We start from the raw sequence: 19,361 nt of genomic DNA on the forward strand, positions 1-19,361 counted from the left end.
CTTACGCCCCCGCGGCCGCCGATTGGGTGAAGCGCACGTAGCCGTTCTGCTCGAGCTCGTCGGCCAACTCGTAGCCGCCGGATTCGGCGATGCGGCCGCCCACGAACACGTGCACGTATTCCGGGTGGATGTAGCGCAGGATGCGGGTGTAGTGGGTGATCAGCAGGATCCCGCCGCGTTCGGTTTCGGCGTACCGATTGACGCCCTCGCTGACCACGCGCAGCGCGTCGACGTCCAGCCCGGAGTCGGTCTCGTCCAGGATGGCGATCTTGGGCTTGAGCAGCTCCAGCTGCAGGATTTCGTGGCGCTTCTTCTCGCCGCCGGAGAAGCCCTCGTTGACGTTGCGCTCGGCAAACGCGGGGTCGATCTCGAGCGACGTCATCGCCGTCTTGAACTCCTTGACCCAGTGGCGCAGCTTCGGCGCCTCGCCGCGCACGGCGGTGGCGGCCGATCGCAGGAAGTTCGACACGGAGACGCCGGGCACCTCGACCGGGTACTGCATGGCCAGAAACAGTCCGGCGCGAGCGCGCTCGTCGATGCTCATCGCCAGCACGTCCTCGCCGTCCAGGGTGATCGACCCCGAGGTCACCCGGTACTTCGGATGCCCGGCGACCGCATAGGCCAGGGTGGACTTGCCGGAGCCGTTGGGGCCCATCAGCGCGTGTGTCTCACCGGATTTCACGGTCAGGTCGACACCGTTGAGGATGGGGATCTCGCGCTCCCCGTCGGCTGCGTTGGGTCCATCAGAACCGCCGACGCTGACGTGCAGGTCCTTGATTTCCAAAGTCGTCATGAGGCTTTTGTTTCCGTCTTTTCCGTGATTTCCAGTTCGTGTTCGATGGCCGCGGTGAGGCGTTCGCGCACCTCGGGCACCGCGATCTTGGAGATGATCTCGCCGAAGAAGCCGCGGATCACCAGCCTGCGGGCCTGCTCTTCGGGGATGCCGCGGGAGCGCAGGTAGAACAGTTGCTCGTCGTCGAAACGCCCGGTGGCGCTGGCGTGCCCGGCGCCGACGATCTCGCCGGTCTCGATCTCCAGGTTGGGCACCGAGTCGGCGCGCGCCCCGTCGGTGAGCACCAGGTTGCGGTTCACCTCGAAGGTGTCGGTGCCGGTGGCCTCGGCGCGGATCAGCACGTCACCGACCCACACGGTGTGCGCGTCGGGCAGCGATGAGTCCGGATCCCCTTGCAGCGCGCCCTTGTACAGCACGTTCGACTTGCAGTCGGGCTGAGCGTGGTCCACCAGCAGCCGTGACTCGAGGTGCTGGCCGTCGTCGGCGAAGTACAGGCCCAGCAGCTCGGCGTCACCACCGGGGGCGCAGTAGCGCACGTTGGCCGCCAGCCGCACGACCTCGCCGCCCAGCGTGACGGTGACGTGCCGCAGCACCGCGTCCTTGCCCAGCCTGGCGTGGTGCGCGGACACGTGCACCATGTCGTCGGCCCAGTCGGCGATCCACACGACCGTCAGCCGGGCGGCGTCGGCGACGATGAATTCGACGTTGTCGGCGTAGGTTCCGCTGCCGCGCTGGTCGATCACCACCACCGCCTCGCCGAGCTCCTCGACGCGGATCTGCAGGTGCCCGTAGGCCACCGCGCCCTCGCCGGGCCCGGTCACGGTGATGTTGATCGGCTCGGCGATCCGGCTGTCCCGGCCGACGGTGACCACGGTGGCGGAGTTGAACGACGAAAACGCTTGAGCGGCAACCCGATCGGTCGGGGCGCCACCCTCCCCCAGCCGTTCGTCGCCGCGGCGCACCGTCTCGGTCCGTACCCCGGGGTGCTCGGCGACATCGATTTGCGCCTTGCCGGTGGTGGCCGCGGAGCCGTCGTGCAGGCCGCGCAACCGGCGCAGGGGGGTGAATCGCCAGATCTCGTCGCGGCCGTGGGGAACCTCGAACGCGTCGACGTCGAAGGAAGAGAACAGCTCTCCCTTGTTGAGAACGGCCGTCATCCGACCGCGCCCTCCATCTGCAGCTCGATCAGCCGGTTGAGCTCCAGGGCGTACTCCATGGGGAGCTCTTTGGCGATCGGCTCGACGAAGCCGCGCACCACCATCGCCATCGCCTCGTCCTCGGTCAGCCCGCGGCTCATCAGGTAGAACAGCTGGTTCTCGCTGACCTTCGACACGGTGGCCTCGTGGCCCATCGTGACGTCGTCCTCGCGGATGTCGACGTACGGATAGGTGTCGCTGCGGCTGACCGTATCGACCAGCAGCGCATCGCATTTCACACTGGACCGCGACCCGTGCGCGCCCTTGTTGACCTGGACGAGGCCACGGTACGAGGTGCGGCCGCCACCGCGGGCCACCGACTTGGACACGATGTTGCTCGACGTGTTCGGCGCCAGGTGCAGCATCTTGGCGCCGGTGTCCTGGTGCTGGTCCTCGCCGGCGAACGCCACCGACAGCACCTCGCCCTTGGCGTGCTCGCCGGTCATCCAGACCGCCGGGTACTTCATCGTCACCTTCGAGCCGATGTTGCCGTCGACCCACTCCATGGTGGCGCCGGCCTCGGCGCGGGCCCGCTTGGTGACCAGGTTGTAGACGTTGCCCGACCAGTTCTGGATCGTGGTGTAACGGCAACGGCCACCGGGCTTCACGATGATCTCCACCACCGCGGAGTGCAGCGAGTCCGACTTGTAGATGGGCGCCGTGCACCCCTCGATGTAGTGCACGTACGCGCCCTCGTCGACGATGATCAGCGTCCGCTCGAACTGGCCCATGTTCTCGGTGTTGATCCGGAAGTAGGCCTGCAGCGGGATGTCGACGTGGACACCCGGCGGGACGTAGATGAAGCTGCCGCCCGACCACACCGCGGTGTTGAGCGCGGAAAACTTGTTGTCCCCGGCCGGGATCACGGTGCCGAAGTACTGCTTGAAGATGTCCTCGTGCTCGCGCAGGGCCGTGTCGGTGTCGAGGAAGACGACCCCTTGCGCCTCAAGGTCTTCCCGGATCTGGTGGTAAACGACCTCTGACTCGTATTGGGCGGCCACGCCGGCGACCAGCCGCTGCTTCTCCGCCTCCGGGATGCCCAGCCGGTCGTAGGTGTTGCGGATGTCCTCGGGAAGGTCTTCCCAACTCGCGGCCTGCTTTTCGGTGGAGCGCACGAAGTACTTGATGTTGTCGAAGTCGATGCCCCCGAGGTTGGAGCCCCACGTCGGCATCGGCTTGCGCTCGAAGATCCGCAGCGCCTTCAGCCGCGTCTGCAGCATCCACTCGGGCTCGTTCTTCTTCGCGGAGATGTCGCGCACCACGGCCTCGGACAGCCCGCGCTGCGCGCTGGCGCCCGCGACGTCGGAGTCCGCCCAGCCGTAGCCGTACCGGCCCAGGGAGGCGATCGCCTCTTCCTGGGTCAGCGGCGCGACCGGAGTCTCAGCGGTCTTGGCCTCGGGGGTGAGTGTCATGCGGACGCTCCTTTGATGCTCGTGGTGTCGCGGCGCGGGCTGGGCGCCGTCGGGGTCGGGGTCGTCTTCGAGATGGGCACGGTGAGTGGCACGTGGGTGGTGCAGGCGCAGTTTCCGTTGACGATGGTGGCCAACCGCTGCACGTGGGTTCCGAGCACCTCGGCCATGGCCTGCTGCTCGGCTTCGCACAACTCGGGAAACTCCTCGGCGACGTGCGCCACCGGGCAGTGGTGCTGACAGATCTGCACCCCGTGGATGGGTCCGCCGACCCGGGTGGTGCTGGCGACGTAGCCCGCCTCGGTCAGCGCGCCGGCGACCCGCTCGGCCGCCGCCTCGACCGCGGCGTCGTCGTGGCCGTCGGCCGCCTCGACGCCCGACAGGATCGTGTCGATGCGCTGCCGGGCGAACGTGCGGACGGCGTCCTCGCCGCCGATTTCGCGGAGCTGGCGCATGGCCGCCGCGGCGAGGTCGTCGTAGGCGTGGTCGAGCTTGGCCCGGCCCGCGGCGGTCAGCCGAAAGCGCTTCGCCGGCCGGCCCCGGCCCACCTGCTGCCACGCCGCGGCCGGCGCCGACTCGGCGTCGCCCGCGTCGATCAGCGCGTCCAGGTGGCGCCGCACGCCGGCGGGCGCGAGGCCCAGGCGGTCACCTATCTCGACGGCCGTGATCGATCCGGATTCCAGCAGCAGGCGCACGATGGCCCGCCGCGTGTGACCATCCGAGACAGGCGGGGCCGCGCCGGGGACCCCGGCGGCCTCATCCAGGCTGGTTCGGATTTTCACAACACCAGTGTGACGCAATTCCGGGCATCGGTCTAGCAAGGGTCCCCTCTATCGGCGTTGCGCTGGTCACACCGCCGGGCGGCCACGCCCGATTGCCCTGCTTGCCGGGCCGCGCCACGCGGCCCGCCGCGTCGTCAGGGCTACGCTGCTCTGATGGCAGCCCGCCAGCACACGCTGAGCTCGTCGATCGCCAGCCTGCACGGCGACGAGCAAGCGGTGGGTTCGCCGCTGAACGATACCGAGCTGACCGCGCTGCAGCGCACGCGGCTGTTCGGGGCGACCGGCACCGTGGTGATGGCGATCGGGGCGCTGGGGGCGGGCGCGCGGCCCGTCGTGCAGGACCCGACGTTCGGCGTCCGGCTCCTCAACCTGCCGTCGCGGATCCAGACCGTATCGCTGACGATGACGACCACCGGCGCGGTGATGATGGCCCTGGCCTGGCTGATGCTCGGCCGGTTCGCGCTGGGCAGCCGGCGGATGTCGCGGGGCGACCTGGACCGCACCCTGCTGCTGTGGACGCTGCCGCTGCTCATCGCGCCGCCGATGTACAGCAAGGACGTCTACTCCTACCTGGCCCAGAGCCAAATCTCGCTGGAGGGCCTCGATCCCTACCGGGTGGGTCCGGCGTCGGGGCTGGGCCTGTCGCACGTATTCACCCTGTCCGTGCCCACGCTGTGGCGGGAGACGCCGGCGCCCTACGGCCCGCTGTTCCTGTGGATCGGGCGCGGGATCTCGGCCTTGACCGGGGAAAACATCGTCGCCGCGGTGCTCTGCCACCGGATCGTGGTGCTGATCGGGGTCGGCCTGATCGTGTGGGCCACCCCGCGGCTGGCCCGCCGCTGCGGCGTCGCCGAGGTCAGCGCGCTGTGGCTGGGGGCGGCCAACCCGCTGCTGATCATGCACCTGGTCGCCGGTGTCCACAACGAGGCGCTGATGCTGGGGCTGATGCTGGCCGGCGCCGAGTTCGCGCTGCGCGGTATCTCAGATAGCAAGGCCCCGCGGCTGCTCCCGGCGTCGTGGCGGCCGGGCCCGGCCTGGGGGCCGGTGGGCATGCTGGTCGCGGGCGCCGTCCTGATCACGCTGTCGTCGCAGGTCAAGCTGCCGTCGCTGCTGGCACTGGGGTTCGTCACGGTGGCGCTGGCCCACCGCTGCGGCGGCACCGTGCGGGCGCTGCTGCTGGCCGGCGGCGGGATGGCGGCGTTGTCGCTCGCGGTGATGGCGCTGGTCGGCTGGGCCAGCGGGCTGGGATTCGGCTGGATCTACACGCTGGGCACCGCCAACGTGGTGCGCAGCTGGATGTCGCCGCCGACGCTGCTGGCGCTGGGCACCGGCCAGGTGGGGATCCTGTTGGGGCTGGGCGACCACACCACCGCGGTGCTGGGGCTCACGCGTGGCATCGGCGTGCTGATCATCACCGTGATGGTGGCGTGGCTGCTGGTGGCCGTCTTCCGGGGCCGGCTGCACCCGATCGGCGGCCTGGGCGTCGCGCTGGGCATCACCGTGCTGCTGTTTCCCGTCGTGCAGCCCTGGTATTTGCTGTGGGCCATCATCCCGCTGGCCGCCTGGGCGACGCGCACGGGCTTCCGGGTGGCGGCGATCCTCATCACCCTGATCGTCGGGATCTTCGGCCCCACGGCCAACGGCGACCGCTTCGCGCTGTTCCAGATCGTGGACGCCACGCTGGCCAGCAGCATCATCGTGCTCGCCCTGATCGCGGTGACCTACACCCGCCTGCCGTGGCGCAGGCTGCCCAACGGGCAGCGCCAGCCCGGGCCGCCACGGGTGCCCGACGCGCCGCCCGACGGCCAGGGCCGACCGGCCACCCCTTCTTCCGAGACCGCGCCCGACGCCTACGCTGACTCCACGTGAGCTCGGCCCCCCACGCCCCCGATGCGGTCGTCCGACTGCGCGGGGTGACCAAGCGATACGGGTCCACCACAGCCGTCTCCGACCTCGACCTGGACGTGCGCGCCGCCGAGGTGCTGGCCCTGCTCGGACCCAACGGCGCCGGCAAGACCACGACGGTCGAGATGTGCGAGGGCTTCGTGCGGCCCGACGCCGGCACGATCGAGGTGCTCGGCCTGGACCCGATCGCCGACAACGCGCGCCTGCGGGCGCGCATCGGGGTGATGCTGCAGGGCGGCGGCGGCTATCCCGCGGCGCGCGCGGGCGAGATGCTCGACCTGGTGGCCGCTTACGCCGCCGACCCGCTCGACCCGGCGTGGCTGCTGGACACCCTCGGCCTCACCGACGCCGCCCGCACCACCTACCGGCGGCTCTCCGGCGGGCAGCAGCAACGGCTCGCGCTGGCGTGCGCGCTGGTCGGCCGCCCCGAACTGGTGTTCCTCGACGAACCCACCGCAGGCATGGACGCCCACGCCCGGCTGCTGGTCTGGGAGCTGATCGACGCGCTGCGCCGCGACGGCGTGACCGTGGTGCTGACCACCCACCAACTCAAGGAGGCCGAGGAGCTGGCCGACCGGCTGGTGATCATCGACCACGGCGTGACGGTGGCGTCGGGCACGCCGGCGGAACTGATGCGCTCGGGCGCCAAGGACCAGCTGCGGTTCACCGCGCCGCCCCGGCTCGACCTGTCCCTGCTGACCTCGGCCCTGCCCGAGGACTACAAGGCCAGCGAGGTGACGCCGGGCGAGTACCTCGTCGAGGGCCCCGTCGACCCGCAGGTGCTGGCGACCGTCACGGCGTGGTGCGCGCGCATCGACGTGCTGGCCACCGACCTGCGCGTCGAGCAACGCAGCCTCGAGGACGTCTTCCTCGACCTGACCGGCAGGAAGTTGCGGCCATGAGCGAATCACCCTTTCCCGCGGGGACTTTCGCCCCGGATCCGCGCCCCAGCCCGGTGCCGCGGATGCTCGCGGCGCAGTTCGGGCTGGAGCTCAGGCTGCTGCTGCGCAACGGCGAGCAACTGCTGCTGACCATGTTCATCCCGATCACGCTGCTGATCGGGCTGACCCTGCTGCCGTTCGGTGAGTTCGGGCCGCACCGCGCGGCCACGTTCACGCCCGTCATCATGGCCCTGGCGGTCATCTCCACCGCGTTCACCGGGCAGGCGATCGCGGTCGCCTTCGATCGCCGCTACGGTGCGCTGAAGCGGCTCGGGGCGACCCCGCTGCCGGTCTGGGGCATCATCGCCGGCAAGTCGCTGGCGGTGGTCACGGTCGTGTTCCTGCAGGCGATCCTGTTGGGCGCCATCGGTTTCGCGCTGGGCTGGCGGCCCGCCCCCGCCGCGCTGGCGCTGGGCGCGGCGGTCATCGCGCTGGGCACCGCGGGGTTTGCGGCCCTGGGGCTGCTGCTCGGCGGGACGCTGCGGGCCGAGATCGTGCTGGCGGTGGCCAACCTGATGTGGTTCGTCTTCGCCGGGCTCGGCGCGCTGACGCTGGAGACCCGGATGATCCCGACGGCGGTCAAGTGGGCCGCCCGCCTCACCCCGTCGGGCGCGCTGACCGAGGCGCTGTCGCAGGCGATGACCCTGTCGGTGGATTGGTTCGGGGTCGTCGTGCTGGCGGTGTGGGGCGCGCTGGCCGCGCTGGCCGCGCTCCGCTGGTTCCGCTTCACCTGACGCCGCGGCGGGACGCGCGGGGCCGGGCGAGCGCGGGGGGCCCGCACGACCGCCCGTACTACAGGCCGTAGTTTTCATTGCCTTACGATCGGGCGATGCGCGCGCGACGGTGGCTGGACCTGCTCCCCGAGCCCAGCGTGCGCGCCCAGCGGGCGATCGCCGCGCTCGTCATCCTCACCCAGGGCGGCATCGCCGTCACCGGCGCGATCGTGCGCGTCACCGCGTCGGGCCTGGGCTGCCCCACCTGGCCGCAGTGTTTTCCGGGCAGCTTCACCCCGGTGGCCCACGCCGAGGTGCCGCGGATCCACCAGGCCGTCGAGTTCGGCAACCGGATGGTCACGTTCGCGGTGGTGATCGCCGCGGCGCTGGCCGTGCTGGCGGTGACCCGGGCGCGGCGGCGCACCGAGGTCCTCGTCTACGCGTGGCTGATGCCGGCGTCGACGGTCGTGCAGGCGGTGATCGGCGGAATCACCGTGCGCACCGGGCTGCTGTGGTGGACGGTGGCCATCCACCTGCTGACGTCGATGGCGATGGTGTGGCTGTCGGTGCTGCTCTACGTCAAGGTCGGCGAGCCCGACGACGCAGTGGTCCACCGCCGGGTGGCGCCGCCGCTGCGCGGGCTGACGGCGCTGATCGGGCTGAACCTGGCGGCGGTGCTGGTGACGGGGACCCTGGTGACCGCCGCCGGTCCGCACGCCGGTGACCGCAGCGCCACCCGGACGGTGCCCCGGCTGAAGGTCGAGGTCACCACGCTGGTGCACGCGCACTCGTCGCTGCTGGTCTCGTATTTGGCCCTGGTGATCGGGCTGGGCTTCGGGCTGCTGGCGGTGCGCGCCGCCCGGGCGGTTTTGCTGCGGCTGGGCGTCCTGGTCGCGCTGGTCTGCGCGCAGGCCGCCGTCGGCACCGCGCAGTACTACACCGGGGTGCCCGCGGCCCTGGTCGCGCTGCACGTTGCCGGCGCGGCGGCGTGCACGGCGGCCACGGCGGCGCTGTGGGCCTCAATGCGGGAAACGACGCGAGAGCGGGCCGAGGCCGAGCCGGTCGCAGGCTGACTCGACGGCCAGCGCGAACTCGCGCTGGGCACGCTCACGGGTGTCGGCGTCAAGGTGCGACCAGCCCAGCGACGGCGCGACGAGGTCGAGGCCCACGAGCCGGTCCCCCGCCACGTCGGCGCGCGCGAAAAGCAGCTCGCGCGTGGCGATTCGCGCGCGCGCGGCGGCCGCGGCGATCGCGGCGTACCCGAGGTCCCACGACTCGAGCTCCGGCTCGCCCGGCCAGGAATGCGACCGGTTTCCGCCCAGGAAGATCAGCGCCGACTGTGCCGTCCCCCCGGGCAGCGTCGGCACGCCGTCGCCGTCGAGGTCGCGCAGATATTGCGCGCCCAGATTCCAGGCCAGCGCGTCGGGCGGGTTCAGCAGGTGGCGGACGCATCTGCTCCACGCCGAAAACTCGTCGAGCCGGTCAAAAGCGTCCGAGACCTCCCGCAGGATCACCAAATCCGCGCGGGTGGTGGCCGGGTCGTCCCACGCCAACCAGCGCGCGTGCAGCCCGCGCTTTCGCAGCGCTCCCACCAGCCCGGCGTCGTCAGCGTGTCGCGGACCGCCCGCCAGCACGATCCGCGGGTGGAAGACGTCCGGCCGGGCCAGCTTCATGCCCGGGCATGATATCGCTATGCACGCAATCGAAATCAGCGAAACCGGCGGTCCCGAAGTCCTGCGTTACGTCGATGTCCCCGAGCCCGCGCCCCGCCCCGGCGAGGTTTTGATCAAGGCCGACGCGATCGGCGTCAACTACATCGACACGTATTTCCGCTCGGGGCAGTATCCGCGCGAGCTGCCGTTCATCCTCGGCCAGGAGACGTGCGGCACCGTCGTGGCCACGGGCGACGGAGTCCACGGGTTCAGCGCGGGCGATCGGGTGGGCACCGCCGCGGCCTCCGGTGGTTACGCCGAATTCGCCACCGCTCCAGCATCTTTGACCTCGCAGGTGCCCGACAGCGTGCCATCCGACGTGGCGGCCTCGGTGATGCTGAAGGGCCTGACGGCGCACTACCTGCTCAAGTCGGTGTATCCGGTGCAAAGCGGAGACAGTGTTCTGGTGCATGCCGGCGCCGGCGGTGTCGGGCTGATCCTGACGCAGTGGGCCACGCGGCTCGGCGCACGGGTCATCACCACGGTCTCCACGGCGGAGAAGGCGCGGATGTCCAAGGAGGCCGGCGCCGACGAGGTGCTCTCCTACCCCGACGACGCCGAAGAATTCGGCCGGCGGATCCGGGAATTGACTGCAGGCGCCGGGGTGGCGGCGGTGTACGACGGCGTGGGCGCGACGACGTTCGACGCCAGCCTGGCCAGCCTGGCCGTCCGCGGCACCCTGGCGCTGTTCGGCGCCGCCAGCGGCCCCGTTCCGCCGTTCGACCCGCAGCGCCTCAACGCCGCCGGATCGGTGTTCTTGACGCGGCCCTCGCTGGCGCACTTCATCCGCACCGGCGACGAGTTCCATTGGCGCGCGGGCGAACTGTTCGACGCGATCGCCGGCGGGGCCATCACGATCCAAGTCGGCGGACGCTACCCGCTGGCCGACGCGGCGCGCGCGCATGCGGATTTGCAGGGCCGCAAGACCACGGGTTCGATCGTGCTGCTGCCCTAGCTCACGGGAGCAGGGTCGGCAGCGCGATCACCGAGTCGACCGCCAGCGCGCAGAACACCACCGCCAGGTAGTTGTTGGACTGCAAGAACAATCGCAGCGGCTTGACCGGCTCACCGGCGCGCACGCCGGCGTAGAGCTGGTGGGCCATCGCCAGGAACCACACCCCGGCCACCAGCGCGACCGCCGCGTACAGCCAGCCGGTGGCCAGCGCCAGCGTCAGCGTCGCCAGGACGGTCAGCCAGGTGTAGATCAGGATCTGTTTGGTGACCTGGCGCTCGGTCGCCACGGCGGGCAGCATCGGCACACCGGCGGCCCGGTAGTCGTCCTTGTAGCGCATCGCCAGCGCCCAGGTGTGCGGCGGCGTCCAGAAGAAGATGATGGCGAACATCACCAGCGCCGGCCAGCCGATCGTGTTCGTGACGGCCGACCAGCCGATCATCACCGGCATGCAGCCCGCCGCGCCGCCCCACACGACGTTCTGCGACGTGCGGCGCTTGAGCAACAACGTGTAGACGAACACGTAGAACGCGATGGTGGCGATGGCGAGCAGCCCGGACAGCAGGTTCGTCGTCCACCACAGCCAGAAGAACGAGCCCACGCTGAGCACCAGGCCCAGCACCAACGCGTTTCGCGTCGGCACCGCCGCCCGCGCCAGCGGCCTGCGCGCGGTGCGCTTCATCACCTTGTCGATGTCGGCGTCGGCCACGCAGTTGAGCGTGTTGGCGCCTCCGGCGGCCAGCATCCCGCCGATCAGGGTGTTGAGGATCAGCAGCGGGTTCACGGTGCCGCGGTGGGCCAGCAGCATCGCGGGTATCGCGGTGACCAGCAGCAGCTCGATGACCCGCGGCTTGGTCAGCGCCAGGTACGCCAAGACCGTGCCGTGTACTCGGCTCGGTACTGGACGGGGCGCGACGCGCCCGCGAACGCTCACGCAATAACTCCTCGGGGTCGCGGCTGCGCGCAGCATCTACTACGCACGATGGTAGACCGCGTGGGGGCGGTGCCCAGCCCTCAGGGTCCCTTCCGCCGGGTTTCCGCCGGATCCGGCCGGACTGATCGCGGGGCCCGCGCGCCCGGTGCGTGATTTTTCACACCGGCCGGCCACGGGTATCCGAGACTCTGCGCTGTAAGAGCCGGCGCTGCCGCACTAGGGTGAGCAATATCAGCTTGATAACCCCAAGGACCGAGGCTGTGACCACACTCGAAGAGATCTCCACGCTGACCGAACCGCACCTGCCCGACGACTGGACCGAGATCGATTCGGCTGCGGTCGATACGATCCGGGTGCTGGCCGCCGACGCGGTCCAAAAGGTCGGCAACGGCCATCCCGGCACGGCGATGAGCCTGGCCCCCCTGGCCTACACGCTGTTTCAGCGCGTCATGCACCACGACCCCAGCGACACGTACTGGCTGGGCCGCGACCGGTTCGTGCTGTCGGCCGGCCACAGCAGCCTCACGCTGTACCTGCAGCTGTACCTGGGCGGGTTCGGCCTGGAGCTCTCGGACATCGAGTCGCTGCGCACGTGGGGATCCAAGACGCCCGGGCACCCGGAGTTCCGGCACACCAAGGGCGTTGAGATCACCACCGGCCCGCTGGGCCAGGGGCTGGCGTCGGCCGTCGGCATGGCGATGGCGTCGCGCTACGAGCGCGGCCTGTTCGATCCGGACGCCGAGCCGGGCACCAGCCCGTTCGACCACTTCATCTACGTGATCGCCTCCGACGGGGACATCGAGGAGGGGGTGACCTCCGAGGCGTCGTCACTGGCGGCCGTGCAGCAGCTGGGCAACCTCATCGTCTTCTACGACCACAACCAGATCTCCATCGAGGACGACACGAACATCGCCCTGTGCGAGGACACCGCCGCCCGCTACGAGGCCTACGGCTGGCACGTGCAGAAGGTGGAGGGCGGCGAGAACGTCGTCGGCATCCTCGACGCCATCGCCAACGCCAAGGCGGTCACCGACCGGCCGTCGTTCATCGAGCTGCGCACCATCATCGGCTACCCGGCGCCCAACCTGATGAACACCGGCAAGGCGCACGGCGCGGCCCTGGGCGACGACGAGGTCGCCGCCGTCAAGAAAATCCTGGGGTTCGATCCCGACAAGAACTTCGAGGTGCGCGACGAGGTCATCGCCCACACGCGCAAGCTGGTGGACCGGGGCAAGGAAGCCCACGAGAAGTGGCAGGCGGAGTTCGACGCGTGGGCACAACGCGAACCCGAACGCAAGGCGCTGCTGGACCGGTTGACCGCCGAAAAGCTGCCCGAGGGCTGGGACGCCGACGTGCCGTATTGGGAACCCGGGTCCAAGGCGCTGGCCACCCGCGCCGCGTCGGGCGAGGTGCTCTCGGCGGTGGGCCCGAAGCTGCCCGAGCTGTGGGGCGGATCGGCCGACCTGGCGGGCAGCAACAACACCACCATGAAGGGCGTGGATTCCTTTGGCCCGCCGTCGATTTCGACGAAGGACTACACCGCGCACTGGTACGGGCGCACGCTGCATTTCGGGGTGCGCGAGCACGCGATGGGCGCCATCCTGTCCGGCATCGTCCTGCACGGCCCGACGCGCGCCTATGGCGGCACGTTCCTGCAGTTCTCCGACTACATGCGCCCGGCGGTGCGGTTGGCGTCGCTGATGGACATCGACACCATCTACGTGTGGACCCACGACTCCATCGGGCTCGGCGAGGACGGCCCAACGCACCAGCCCATCGAGCACCTTTCGGCGCTGCGCGCCATCCCCAAGCTGTCGGTGGTGCGCCCGGCCGACGCCAACGAGACGGCGTACGCGTGGCGGACCATCCTGGCCCGCGGCAACGGCAGTGGTCCGGTCGGGCTGGTCCTGACCCGCCAGGGCGTGCCGGTGCTGGAGGGCACCAGTTTCGAGGGCGTGCGGCGGGGAGGCTACATCCTGGGAGACGATGGTGGTGGTGACGAGCCCGACGTGGTGCTGATCGGCACCGGCTCCGAGGTGCAGCTCGCGGTCGAGGCGCAGAAGTTGTTGGCGGAGCGCGACATTGTCGCTCGGGTGGTGTCGATGCCGTGCGTCGAGTGGTTCGAGTCCCAGCCCGAGGAGTACCGCGACAGCGTCCTGCCGCCGTCGGTGTCGGCGCGGGTGGCCGTCGAGGCCGGCGTCGCGCAGTCCTGGCACAAGCTCGTCGGCGACACCGGCAGGATCGTCTCGATCGAGCACTACGGCGAATCCGCCGACTACAAGACGCTGTTCCGTGAATTCGGCTTCACCGCCGAAGCCGTCGCCGCCGCGGCGGAACAGGTCGTAGACAACTGAGAAAGGGTGATTCACATGGCCGGTCAGAACCCCAACCTCGCGGCGCTGAGCGCCGCGGGCGTGTCCGTTTGGCTGGACGACTTGTCGCGGGAGCGGCTGCGCTCGGGCAACTTGCAGGAGTTGATCGACACCAAAAGCGTTGTCGGGGTGACCACTAACCCGTCCATCTTCCAGAAGGCCTTCGCCGAGGGCGACGCCTACGACCAGCAGATCGCCGAACTGGCCGAGCGCGGCGCCGACGTGGACGCCACGATTCGCACGGTCACCACCGACGACGTGCGCAACGGGTGCGACGTGCTGGCGCCGGCGTGGGAGGCCTCCGACGGGGTCGACGGCCGAGTCTCCATCGAGGTCGACCCGCGGCTGGCCGACGACACCGACAAGACCATCGCGCAGGCCGTCGAGCTGTGGAAGATCGTCGATCGGCCGAACCTGTTCATCAAGATCCCCGCGACCAAGGCCGGGATCCCGGCCATCACCGCCGTCCTGGCGGAAGGGATTTCGGTCAACGTCACGCTGATCTTCTCCGTGGAACGTCATCGCGAGGTGATGGACGCCTACCTGGCCGGCATGGAGAAGGCCGGCGAGGCCGGACACGACCTCTCCAAGATCCATTCGGTGGCATCGTTCTTCGTCTCCCGGGTCGACACCGAGGTCGACAAGCGGCTGGAAAAGATCGGGTCCGAGGACGCGCTCGCGCTGCGTGGCAAGGCCGGCGTGGCCAACGCCCGCCTGGCCTACGCCGCCTACCAGGAGGTCTTCGAGGGCGGAAAGCGCTACGCGGCGCTCAAGTCCGACGGGGCCCGCGTGCAGCGACCGCTGTGGGCGTCCACGGGCGTCAAGAACCCCGACTACCCCGACACCCTCTACGTCACCGAGCTGGTCGCACCGAACACCGTGAACACCATGCCGGAGAAGACGATTGACGCCGTCGCCGATCACGGCGACATCAAGGGCGACACGGTCACCGGCACGGCCAAGGCCGCGCAGGAGGTGTTCGACCAGCTGTCCGGCGTCGGGGTCGACCTCACCGACGTCTTCGTGGTGCTGGAGAAAGAGGGCGTGGAAAAGTTCGTGGAGTCCTGGACCGAGCTGCTGGAGGAGACGCAGAAGCAGCTGGACTCCACCTCGAAATGAGTCCGGTTCGCCCAACCACGCAATGGCATAACCCATTACGGGACAAGCGGGACAAGCGGCTGCCCAGGATCGCCGGCCCCTGCGGGATGGTGATCTTCGGTGTCACCGGGGACCTGGCCCGCAAGAAGGTGATGCCGGCGATCTACGACCTGGCCAACCGCGGCCTGCTGCCACCCACCTTCTCCCTGGTGGGGTTCGCCCGGCGGGACTGGCAAACCCAGGATTTCCGCAAGGTGGTCTACCAGGCCGTCAAGGAGCACTGCCGCACCCCGTTCCGGGAGGAGAACTGGGAACGGCTGGCCGAGGGATTCCGTTTCGTGCCGGGCGCTTTCGACGACGACGAGGCGTTCGCCCGGCTCGCCGAGACGCTGGAGAAGCTGGACGCCGAACGCGGCACCGGCGGCAACCACGCGTTCTACCTGGCGATCCCGCCGAGGTCGTTCCCGGTGGTGTGCGAGCAGCTGCACAGGTCCGGACTGGCCCGCCCGCAGGGCAACCGGTGGAGCCGGGTGGTGATCGAGAAGCCGTTCGGCCACGACCTGGAAAGCGCTCAGGAGCTGAACAAGTCGGTCAACGCCGTCTTCCCGGAGGAGGCGGTGTTCCGCATCGACCACTACCTGGGCAAGGAGACGGTGCGCAACATCCTGGCGCTGCGCTTCGCCAACCAGTTGTTCGACCCGATCTGGAATTCCCACTACGTCGACCACGTGCAGATCACCATGGCCGAGGACATCGGGCTGGGGGGACGGGCCGGCTACTACGACGGCATCGGCGCCGCCCGCGACGTCATCCAGAACCACCTCATGCAGCTGCTGGCGCTGACCGCGATGGAGGAGCCGGTCAGCTTCAACCCGTCGGCGCTGCAGACCGAAAAGATCAAGGTGCTCTCGGCGACGAAGCTCGCCGAGCCGCTCGATGAGACCACCAGCCGCGGCCAGTACACCGGGGGGTGGCAGGGTGGCGAGAAGGTGGTCGGGCTGCTCGACGAGGAGGGGTTCGCCAAGGACTCCACCACCGAGACGTTCGCCGCCATCACGCTCGAGGTCGACACCCGCCGCTGGGCGGGCGTGCCGTTCTACCTGCGCACCGGTAAACGCCTGGGCCGCAGGGTGACCGAGATCGCGCTGGTCTTCAAGCGCGCGCCGCACCTGCCGTTCGACGCCACCATGACCGACGAGCTGGGCGCCAACGCGATGGTCATCCGGGTGCAGCCGGACGAGGGCACCACCCTGCGGTTCGGTTCCAAGGTGCCGGGCACCGCGATGGAGGTCCGCGACGTCAACATGGACTTCTCCTACGGGTCGGCGTTCGCCGAGGAATCCCCGGAGGCCTACGAGGCGCTGATCCTCGACGTCCTGCTCGGCGAGCCGTCGCTGTTTCCGGTGAACGCCGAGGTCGAATTGGCTTGGGAGATACTCGATCCCGTCCTCGAGAACTGGGCGGCGCACGGCAAGCCCGACCCGTACGAGGCCGGCACCTGGGGTCCGGACTCGGCGTTCGACATGCTGCGCCGCACGGGTCGGGAATGGCGGCGGCCATGATCCGCGCCGTGACGATGCAGTGGGGGCACCGCCCGCTTGCGCGGGACGAAGCGATGAGGAGGAGCGGCGCAATTGATTTAGCCGGCGACGATGCAGAACGAAGTGATGCCGAGGAGTGGCGCAGATGATTGTCGACCTGCCCGACACCACGACCAACGCGGTCAACAAGAAGCTCGACGAGCTGCGCGAGCGGATCGGCGCCGTCACGATGGGGCGGGTGCTGACGCTGCTCATCGCGCCCGACAGCGAGGACGTGCTGGAGGAATCGCTCAAGGCCGCCAACGACGCCAGCCACGAGCACCCCAGCCGGATCATCGTCACGATGCGCGGCGACCCGTACGCCGACGAGCCACGCCTGGACGCACAGCTGCGCGCCGGCGGCGACTCCGGCGCCGGCGAGGTGGTGGTCCTGACGTTGTCCGGAGCGCTGGCCGGGCATGCCTCCAGCGTGGTCATCCCCTTCCTGCTGCCCGACATTCCGGTCGTGGCGTGGTGGCCCGACATCGCCCCGGAGAAGCCCGCGCAGGATCCGTTGGGCAAGTTGGCGATCCGCCGCATCACCGACGCCACCAACGGCGTCGACCCGCTGTCGGCGATCAAGAGCCGCCTGCCCGGCTACACCGCCGGTGACACCGACCTGTGCTGGGCGCGCATCACCTACTGGCGGGCGCTGTTGACCTCCGCCGTCGACCAGCCGCCGCACGACCCGATCGAGTCGGCGCTGGTTTCCGGCCTGAAGACCGAGCCCGCCCTCGACATCCTGGCGGGCTGGCTGGCCAGCCGGATCGACGGTCCGGTCCGCCGGGCGGTCGGCGAGCTCAAGGTCGAGCTGGTTCGCGCCAGCGAGACCATCGCGTTGAGCCGGCCGCAGGAGGGCCGGACCGCGACGCTGAGCCGGACCGCCAAGCCCGAGGCGCTGGTTCCGTTGGCGCGCAGGGAAACCGGTGAGTGCCTGGCCGAGGATCTACGGCGCCTCGACGCCGACGAGATCTACCGGACCGCGCTCGAAGGAATCGAAAAGGTGGAGTACGTGTGAGCCCGATCGTCGAAGTTTTCCCGGACGCCGAAGCCGTGACCGAGGCGGCGGGCGCGCGCCTGATCGACACCATCGGCAGCGCCGTCGCGGCGCGGGGCCGGGCGCTGATCGTGCTGACCGGCGGCGGCAACGGCATCGGGCTGCTGCGCTATCTCGCCACACGGCGCGAACAGATCGAGTGGTCCAAGGTGCACGTGTTCTGGGGCGACGAACGCTACGTGCCCGAGGACGACGACGAGCGCAACGACAAGCAGGCGCGTGAGGCCTTGCTCGATCACGTCGACATCCCGTCGAGCCAGGTGCACCCGATGCCGGCCAGCGATGGCGAGTTCGGCGCGGACCTGGCCGCCGCGGCGCTGGCCTACGAGCAGCTGCTCGCCGCCAACGCCGAGCCGGGCCGGCCGGTGCCGAGTTTCGACGTCCACCTGCTGGGGATGGGGCCGGAGGGCCACATCAACTCGCTGTTCCCCGGCACCCCCGCGGTGCTGGAGACGACCCGCACGGTGGTTGCCGTCGACGACTCCCCCAAGCCGCCGCCGCAACGAATCACGTTGACCATCCCCGCGATTCGCCGTTCCCGCGAGGTGTGGCTGATGGTGTCGGGTGCGGGCAAGGCCGACGCGGCCGCCGCCGCCATCGGTGGCGCCGCCCCGGCGTCGGTGCCTGCCGCCGGGGCCGTCGGGCTGGAAACCACGCTCTGGCTGCTCGACGAAGAGGCCGCATCGAAGCTCCCCCCGCTGAGCCCCGGCCGAGCATAATGGCCCCATGGCAGACAGAACCGTGCGCGGCGGGCCGGAGCGGAGCCGGATCAAGACCCTCACCCAGGCCGCGCTGAATGCCGACAAGACCGTCGAGCAGGTCGAAGACGTCCTCGACGGCCTGAGCAGGACGATGAAGGAGCTGAACAGCTCGCTGTCGAACCTCAACGCCACCGTGGAGCGCATGGAGGGCGGCCTGGATCACCTCGACGGGACGCTGTCGAGCCTCGATGACCTCGCCCGGCGGCTCGTCGTGCTGGTCGAGCCGTTGGAGACCATCGTCAAACGGGTGGACTCCATGTTGAAGGTGGGCGAGACGGTGATGTCGCCGCTGGCCGTCACCGAGAACGCCGTGCGCGGTGTGATGGACAGGCTGCGCAACCGCTAGGCCTACATCTTGGTCGACCGGGCCATCACGAAGCTGTACAGCCCGTACGTGATGATCCCCGCGCCGGCAGCGATCAGCAGCGCCGCCCCGTAGGGCTGGGCCCCCAGGGTCTTCAGCGCCCCGTCCAGACCGGTGGCCTTCTTCGGTTCCGAGCGGCAGGCGGCGACGACGACCAGCGCCCCGGTGCCGGCGATCACCAAGCCCTTCGCGACGTAGCCGGCCGCGCCGAGGCGTCGCACCATATCCCCCGACTTGCCCTTGAGGTCGCCGACGAAGTTGCGGCTGGCGCCCTTGTAGATGTGGTAGCCGCCCACCGCGACGATGACGACGCCGCAGGCGATGAGCGCGACAGTCCCGGTGGTGGTCTGCATCAGGCGGGCGCTGATGCTCGAATTCTGTTGATCGGCAGGCCTCCCGGCGCCGCGGGCGTATCCGAACGCCGAGTAGGCGAAGGCGAGATACACCGCCGCCAATCCGAACGCTTTCGCCCGGTCCCACGCTCCCGGCGGGGAGCCCTCGGGCGCGCGGTCGCTCGATCGGCCGAGGGCCGTCTCCACCAGCCGCCACAGGCCCATGGTCAGCAGCGCGGCCGCGGCGACCCACAGCACAACCGGGCCGCCCGGTTTGCCCGCCAGCGTCGCCAGCGCACCGGTCTGATCGGCGGTGCCGCCGTCGCCGAGCGCGACCCGGAAGGCGAGGTAGCCCACGATCAGGTGCAGCAGCCCGTTCACCACGTAGCCGGCGCGTGCGAATCGTTCGAAGACGCCGTTCTGTGCCACCTGTGCCGGGTCCATGGCACGAGGATGCCCA

At 69.9% G+C, this 19,361-nt stretch carries 18 protein-coding genes and 1 pseudogene; 12 read left to right on the plus strand and 7 right to left on the minus strand.

Going from position 1 to position 19,361, the window contains the following annotated elements:
- Position 1 precedes the first annotated feature (1 nt).
- From sufC to BST11_RS09310, 4 genes are read right to left on the minus strand one after another with little or no spacing between them, the layout of a single operon-like run.
- Positions 2–793: a Fe-S cluster assembly ATPase SufC gene (gene sufC, locus BST11_RS09295; protein WP_067323989.1), complete on the minus strand. Its 792-nt coding sequence runs from the start codon at positions 791–793 to the stop codon at positions 2–4.
- The gene (gene sufD / locus BST11_RS09300; protein ID WP_083137629.1) at positions 790–1,950 is read right to left on the minus strand and encodes a Fe-S cluster assembly protein SufD; all 1,161 of its coding nucleotides are present in this window, start codon (positions 1,948–1,950) and stop codon (positions 790–792) included. Before sufD ends, sufC begins: the two co-directional genes overlap by 4 nt.
- Positions 1,947–3,401, minus strand: a complete 1,455-nt coding sequence (sufB, locus tag BST11_RS09305; protein WP_083137630.1) for a Fe-S cluster assembly protein SufB — start codon at positions 3,399–3,401, stop codon at positions 1,947–1,949. The genes sufD and sufB overlap by 4 nt, the downstream gene beginning before the upstream one ends.
- Complete coding sequence (locus BST11_RS09310) at positions 3,398–4,219, minus strand: helix-turn-helix transcriptional regulator (protein WP_142276262.1); 822 nt, start codon at positions 4,217–4,219, stop codon at positions 3,398–3,400. Before BST11_RS09310 ends, sufB begins: the two co-directional genes overlap by 4 nt.
- 114 nt (positions 4,220–4,333) lie before the next feature.
- On the opposite strand from BST11_RS09310, the gene mptB reads away from it, so the two are divergent.
- The 4 genes from mptB (at position 4,334) to BST11_RS09330 (ending at position 8,812) form a co-directional block, all read left to right on the plus strand.
- Positions 4,334–6,049: a polyprenol phosphomannose-dependent alpha 1,6 mannosyltransferase MptB gene (gene mptB, locus BST11_RS09315; RefSeq protein WP_083137631.1), complete on the plus strand. Its 1,716-nt coding sequence runs from the start codon at positions 4,334–4,336 to the stop codon at positions 6,047–6,049.
- The gene (locus BST11_RS09320) at positions 6,046–6,987 is read left to right on the plus strand and encodes an ABC transporter ATP-binding protein (RefSeq protein ID WP_067323999.1); all 942 of its coding nucleotides are present in this window, start codon (positions 6,046–6,048) and stop codon (positions 6,985–6,987) included. The genes mptB and BST11_RS09320 overlap by 4 nt, the downstream gene beginning before the upstream one ends.
- Positions 6,984–7,760 carry an ABC transporter permease gene (locus BST11_RS09325; RefSeq protein ID WP_083137632.1) on the plus strand — a complete coding sequence of 259 codons (777 nt, stop codon included), beginning with the start codon at positions 6,984–6,986 and terminating at the stop codon, positions 7,758–7,760. The genes BST11_RS09320 and BST11_RS09325 overlap by 4 nt, the downstream gene beginning before the upstream one ends.
- A 77-nt stretch (positions 7,761–7,837) precedes the next feature.
- Entirely contained in the window at positions 7,838–8,812 is a 975-nt protein-coding gene (locus BST11_RS09330) for a COX15/CtaA family protein (RefSeq protein WP_372509688.1), read from the plus strand.
- On the opposite strand, the gene BST11_RS09335 is transcribed toward BST11_RS09330, so the two are convergent.
- Positions 8,759–9,412 carry a hypothetical protein gene (locus BST11_RS09335; protein ID WP_083137633.1) on the minus strand — a complete coding sequence of 218 codons (654 nt, stop codon included), beginning with the start codon at positions 9,410–9,412 and terminating at the stop codon, positions 8,759–8,761. The genes BST11_RS09330 and BST11_RS09335 overlap by 54 nt on opposite strands.
- A gap of 19 nt (positions 9,413–9,431) precedes the next feature.
- On the opposite strand from BST11_RS09335, the gene BST11_RS09340 reads away from it, so the two are divergent.
- Complete coding sequence (locus tag BST11_RS09340) at positions 9,432–10,406, plus strand: quinone oxidoreductase family protein (RefSeq protein ID WP_083137634.1); 975 nt, start codon at positions 9,432–9,434, stop codon at positions 10,404–10,406.
- 1 nt (position 10,407) lies between these two features.
- Here the strand turns inward: BST11_RS09340 and BST11_RS09345 are convergent, their stop codons facing one another.
- Positions 10,408–11,337: a heme o synthase gene (locus BST11_RS09345; RefSeq protein ID WP_083137635.1), complete on the minus strand. Its 930-nt coding sequence runs from the start codon at positions 11,335–11,337 to the stop codon at positions 10,408–10,410.
- 260 nt (positions 11,338–11,597) lie between these two features.
- Between BST11_RS09345 and tkt the strand changes: the two genes are divergently transcribed.
- From tkt to BST11_RS09375, 7 genes and pseudogenes are all read left to right on the plus strand, one after another.
- On the plus strand, positions 11,598–13,691 hold the full coding sequence (tkt, locus tag BST11_RS09350; RefSeq protein ID WP_083137636.1) for a transketolase: 2,094 nt from the start codon (positions 11,598–11,600) through the stop codon (positions 13,689–13,691).
- A gap of 15 nt (positions 13,692–13,706) precedes the next feature.
- Positions 13,707–14,828 (plus strand): transaldolase, encoded by a 1,122-nt coding sequence (gene tal, locus BST11_RS09355; RefSeq protein WP_083137637.1) that lies wholly within the window; start codon positions 13,707–13,709, stop codon positions 14,826–14,828.
- Positions 14,825–16,369 carry a glucose-6-phosphate dehydrogenase gene (gene zwf, locus BST11_RS09360; RefSeq protein WP_083137638.1) on the plus strand — a complete coding sequence of 515 codons (1,545 nt, stop codon included), beginning with the start codon at positions 14,825–14,827 and terminating at the stop codon, positions 16,367–16,369. The genes tal and zwf overlap by 4 nt, the downstream gene beginning before the upstream one ends.
- Positions 16,362–16,445 (plus strand): annotated as a pseudogene (locus tag BST11_RS28455) (hypothetical protein); the annotation flags it as partial. The gene zwf and the pseudogene BST11_RS28455, both read left to right, overlap by 8 nt.
- A 48-nt stretch (positions 16,446–16,493) precedes the next feature.
- Positions 16,494–17,405, plus strand: a complete 912-nt coding sequence (opcA, locus tag BST11_RS09365; protein WP_083137680.1) for a glucose-6-phosphate dehydrogenase assembly protein OpcA — start codon at positions 16,494–16,496, stop codon at positions 17,403–17,405.
- Positions 17,402–18,163, plus strand: a complete 762-nt coding sequence (gene pgl / locus BST11_RS09370; protein ID WP_083137639.1) for a 6-phosphogluconolactonase — start codon at positions 17,402–17,404, stop codon at positions 18,161–18,163. The genes opcA and pgl overlap by 4 nt, the downstream gene beginning before the upstream one ends.
- A gap of 7 nt (positions 18,164–18,170) precedes the next feature.
- The gene (locus tag BST11_RS09375) at positions 18,171–18,551 is read left to right on the plus strand and encodes an ATPase (protein WP_083137640.1); all 381 of its coding nucleotides are present in this window, start codon (positions 18,171–18,173) and stop codon (positions 18,549–18,551) included.
- 2 nt (positions 18,552–18,553) lie between these two features.
- Here BST11_RS09375 and BST11_RS09380 read toward each other — a convergent pair whose 3' ends face one another.
- Entirely contained in the window at positions 18,554–19,345 is a 792-nt protein-coding gene (locus BST11_RS09380) for a DUF1206 domain-containing protein (protein ID WP_142276263.1), read from the minus strand.
- Positions 19,346–19,361 lie beyond the last annotated feature (16 nt).

The organism is Mycobacterium alsense (assembly GCF_002086635.1).
GTDB classification, from domain to species: domain Bacteria; phylum Actinomycetota; class Actinomycetes; order Mycobacteriales; family Mycobacteriaceae; genus Mycobacterium; species Mycobacterium alsense.

Bases quoted from the DNA above. Each gene is read 5' to 3' on its own strand.
- BST11_RS09380 (WP_142276263.1), bottom strand. From the start codon at position 19,345: ATGGACCCGGCACAGGTGGCACAGAACGGCGTCTTCGAACGATTCGCA.
- BST11_RS09375 (WP_083137640.1), top strand. From the start codon at position 18,171: ATGGCAGACAGAACCGTGCGCGGCGGGCCGGAGCGGAGCCGGATCAAG.
- sufD (WP_083137629.1), bottom strand. From the start codon at position 1,950: ATGACGGCCGTTCTCAACAAGGGAGAGCTGTTCTCTTCCTTCGACGTC.
- sufB (WP_083137630.1), bottom strand. From the start codon at position 3,401: ATGACACTCACCCCCGAGGCCAAGACCGCTGAGACTCCGGTCGCGCCG.
- BST11_RS09340 (WP_083137634.1), top strand. From the start codon at position 9,432: ATGCACGCAATCGAAATCAGCGAAACCGGCGGTCCCGAAGTCCTGCGT.
- BST11_RS09335 (WP_083137633.1), bottom strand. From the start codon at position 9,412: ATGAAGCTGGCCCGGCCGGACGTCTTCCACCCGCGGATCGTGCTGGCG.
- tal (WP_083137637.1), top strand. From the start codon at position 13,707: ATGGCCGGTCAGAACCCCAACCTCGCGGCGCTGAGCGCCGCGGGCGTG.
- sufC (WP_067323989.1), bottom strand. From the start codon at position 793: ATGACGACTTTGGAAATCAAGGACCTGCACGTCAGCGTCGGCGGTTCT.
- mptB (WP_083137631.1), top strand. From the start codon at position 4,334: ATGGCAGCCCGCCAGCACACGCTGAGCTCGTCGATCGCCAGCCTGCAC.
- zwf (WP_083137638.1), top strand. From the start codon at position 14,825: ATGAGTCCGGTTCGCCCAACCACGCAATGGCATAACCCATTACGGGAC.
- opcA (WP_083137680.1), top strand. From the start codon at position 16,494: ATGATTGTCGACCTGCCCGACACCACGACCAACGCGGTCAACAAGAAG.
- BST11_RS09325 (WP_083137632.1), top strand. From the start codon at position 6,984: ATGAGCGAATCACCCTTTCCCGCGGGGACTTTCGCCCCGGATCCGCGC.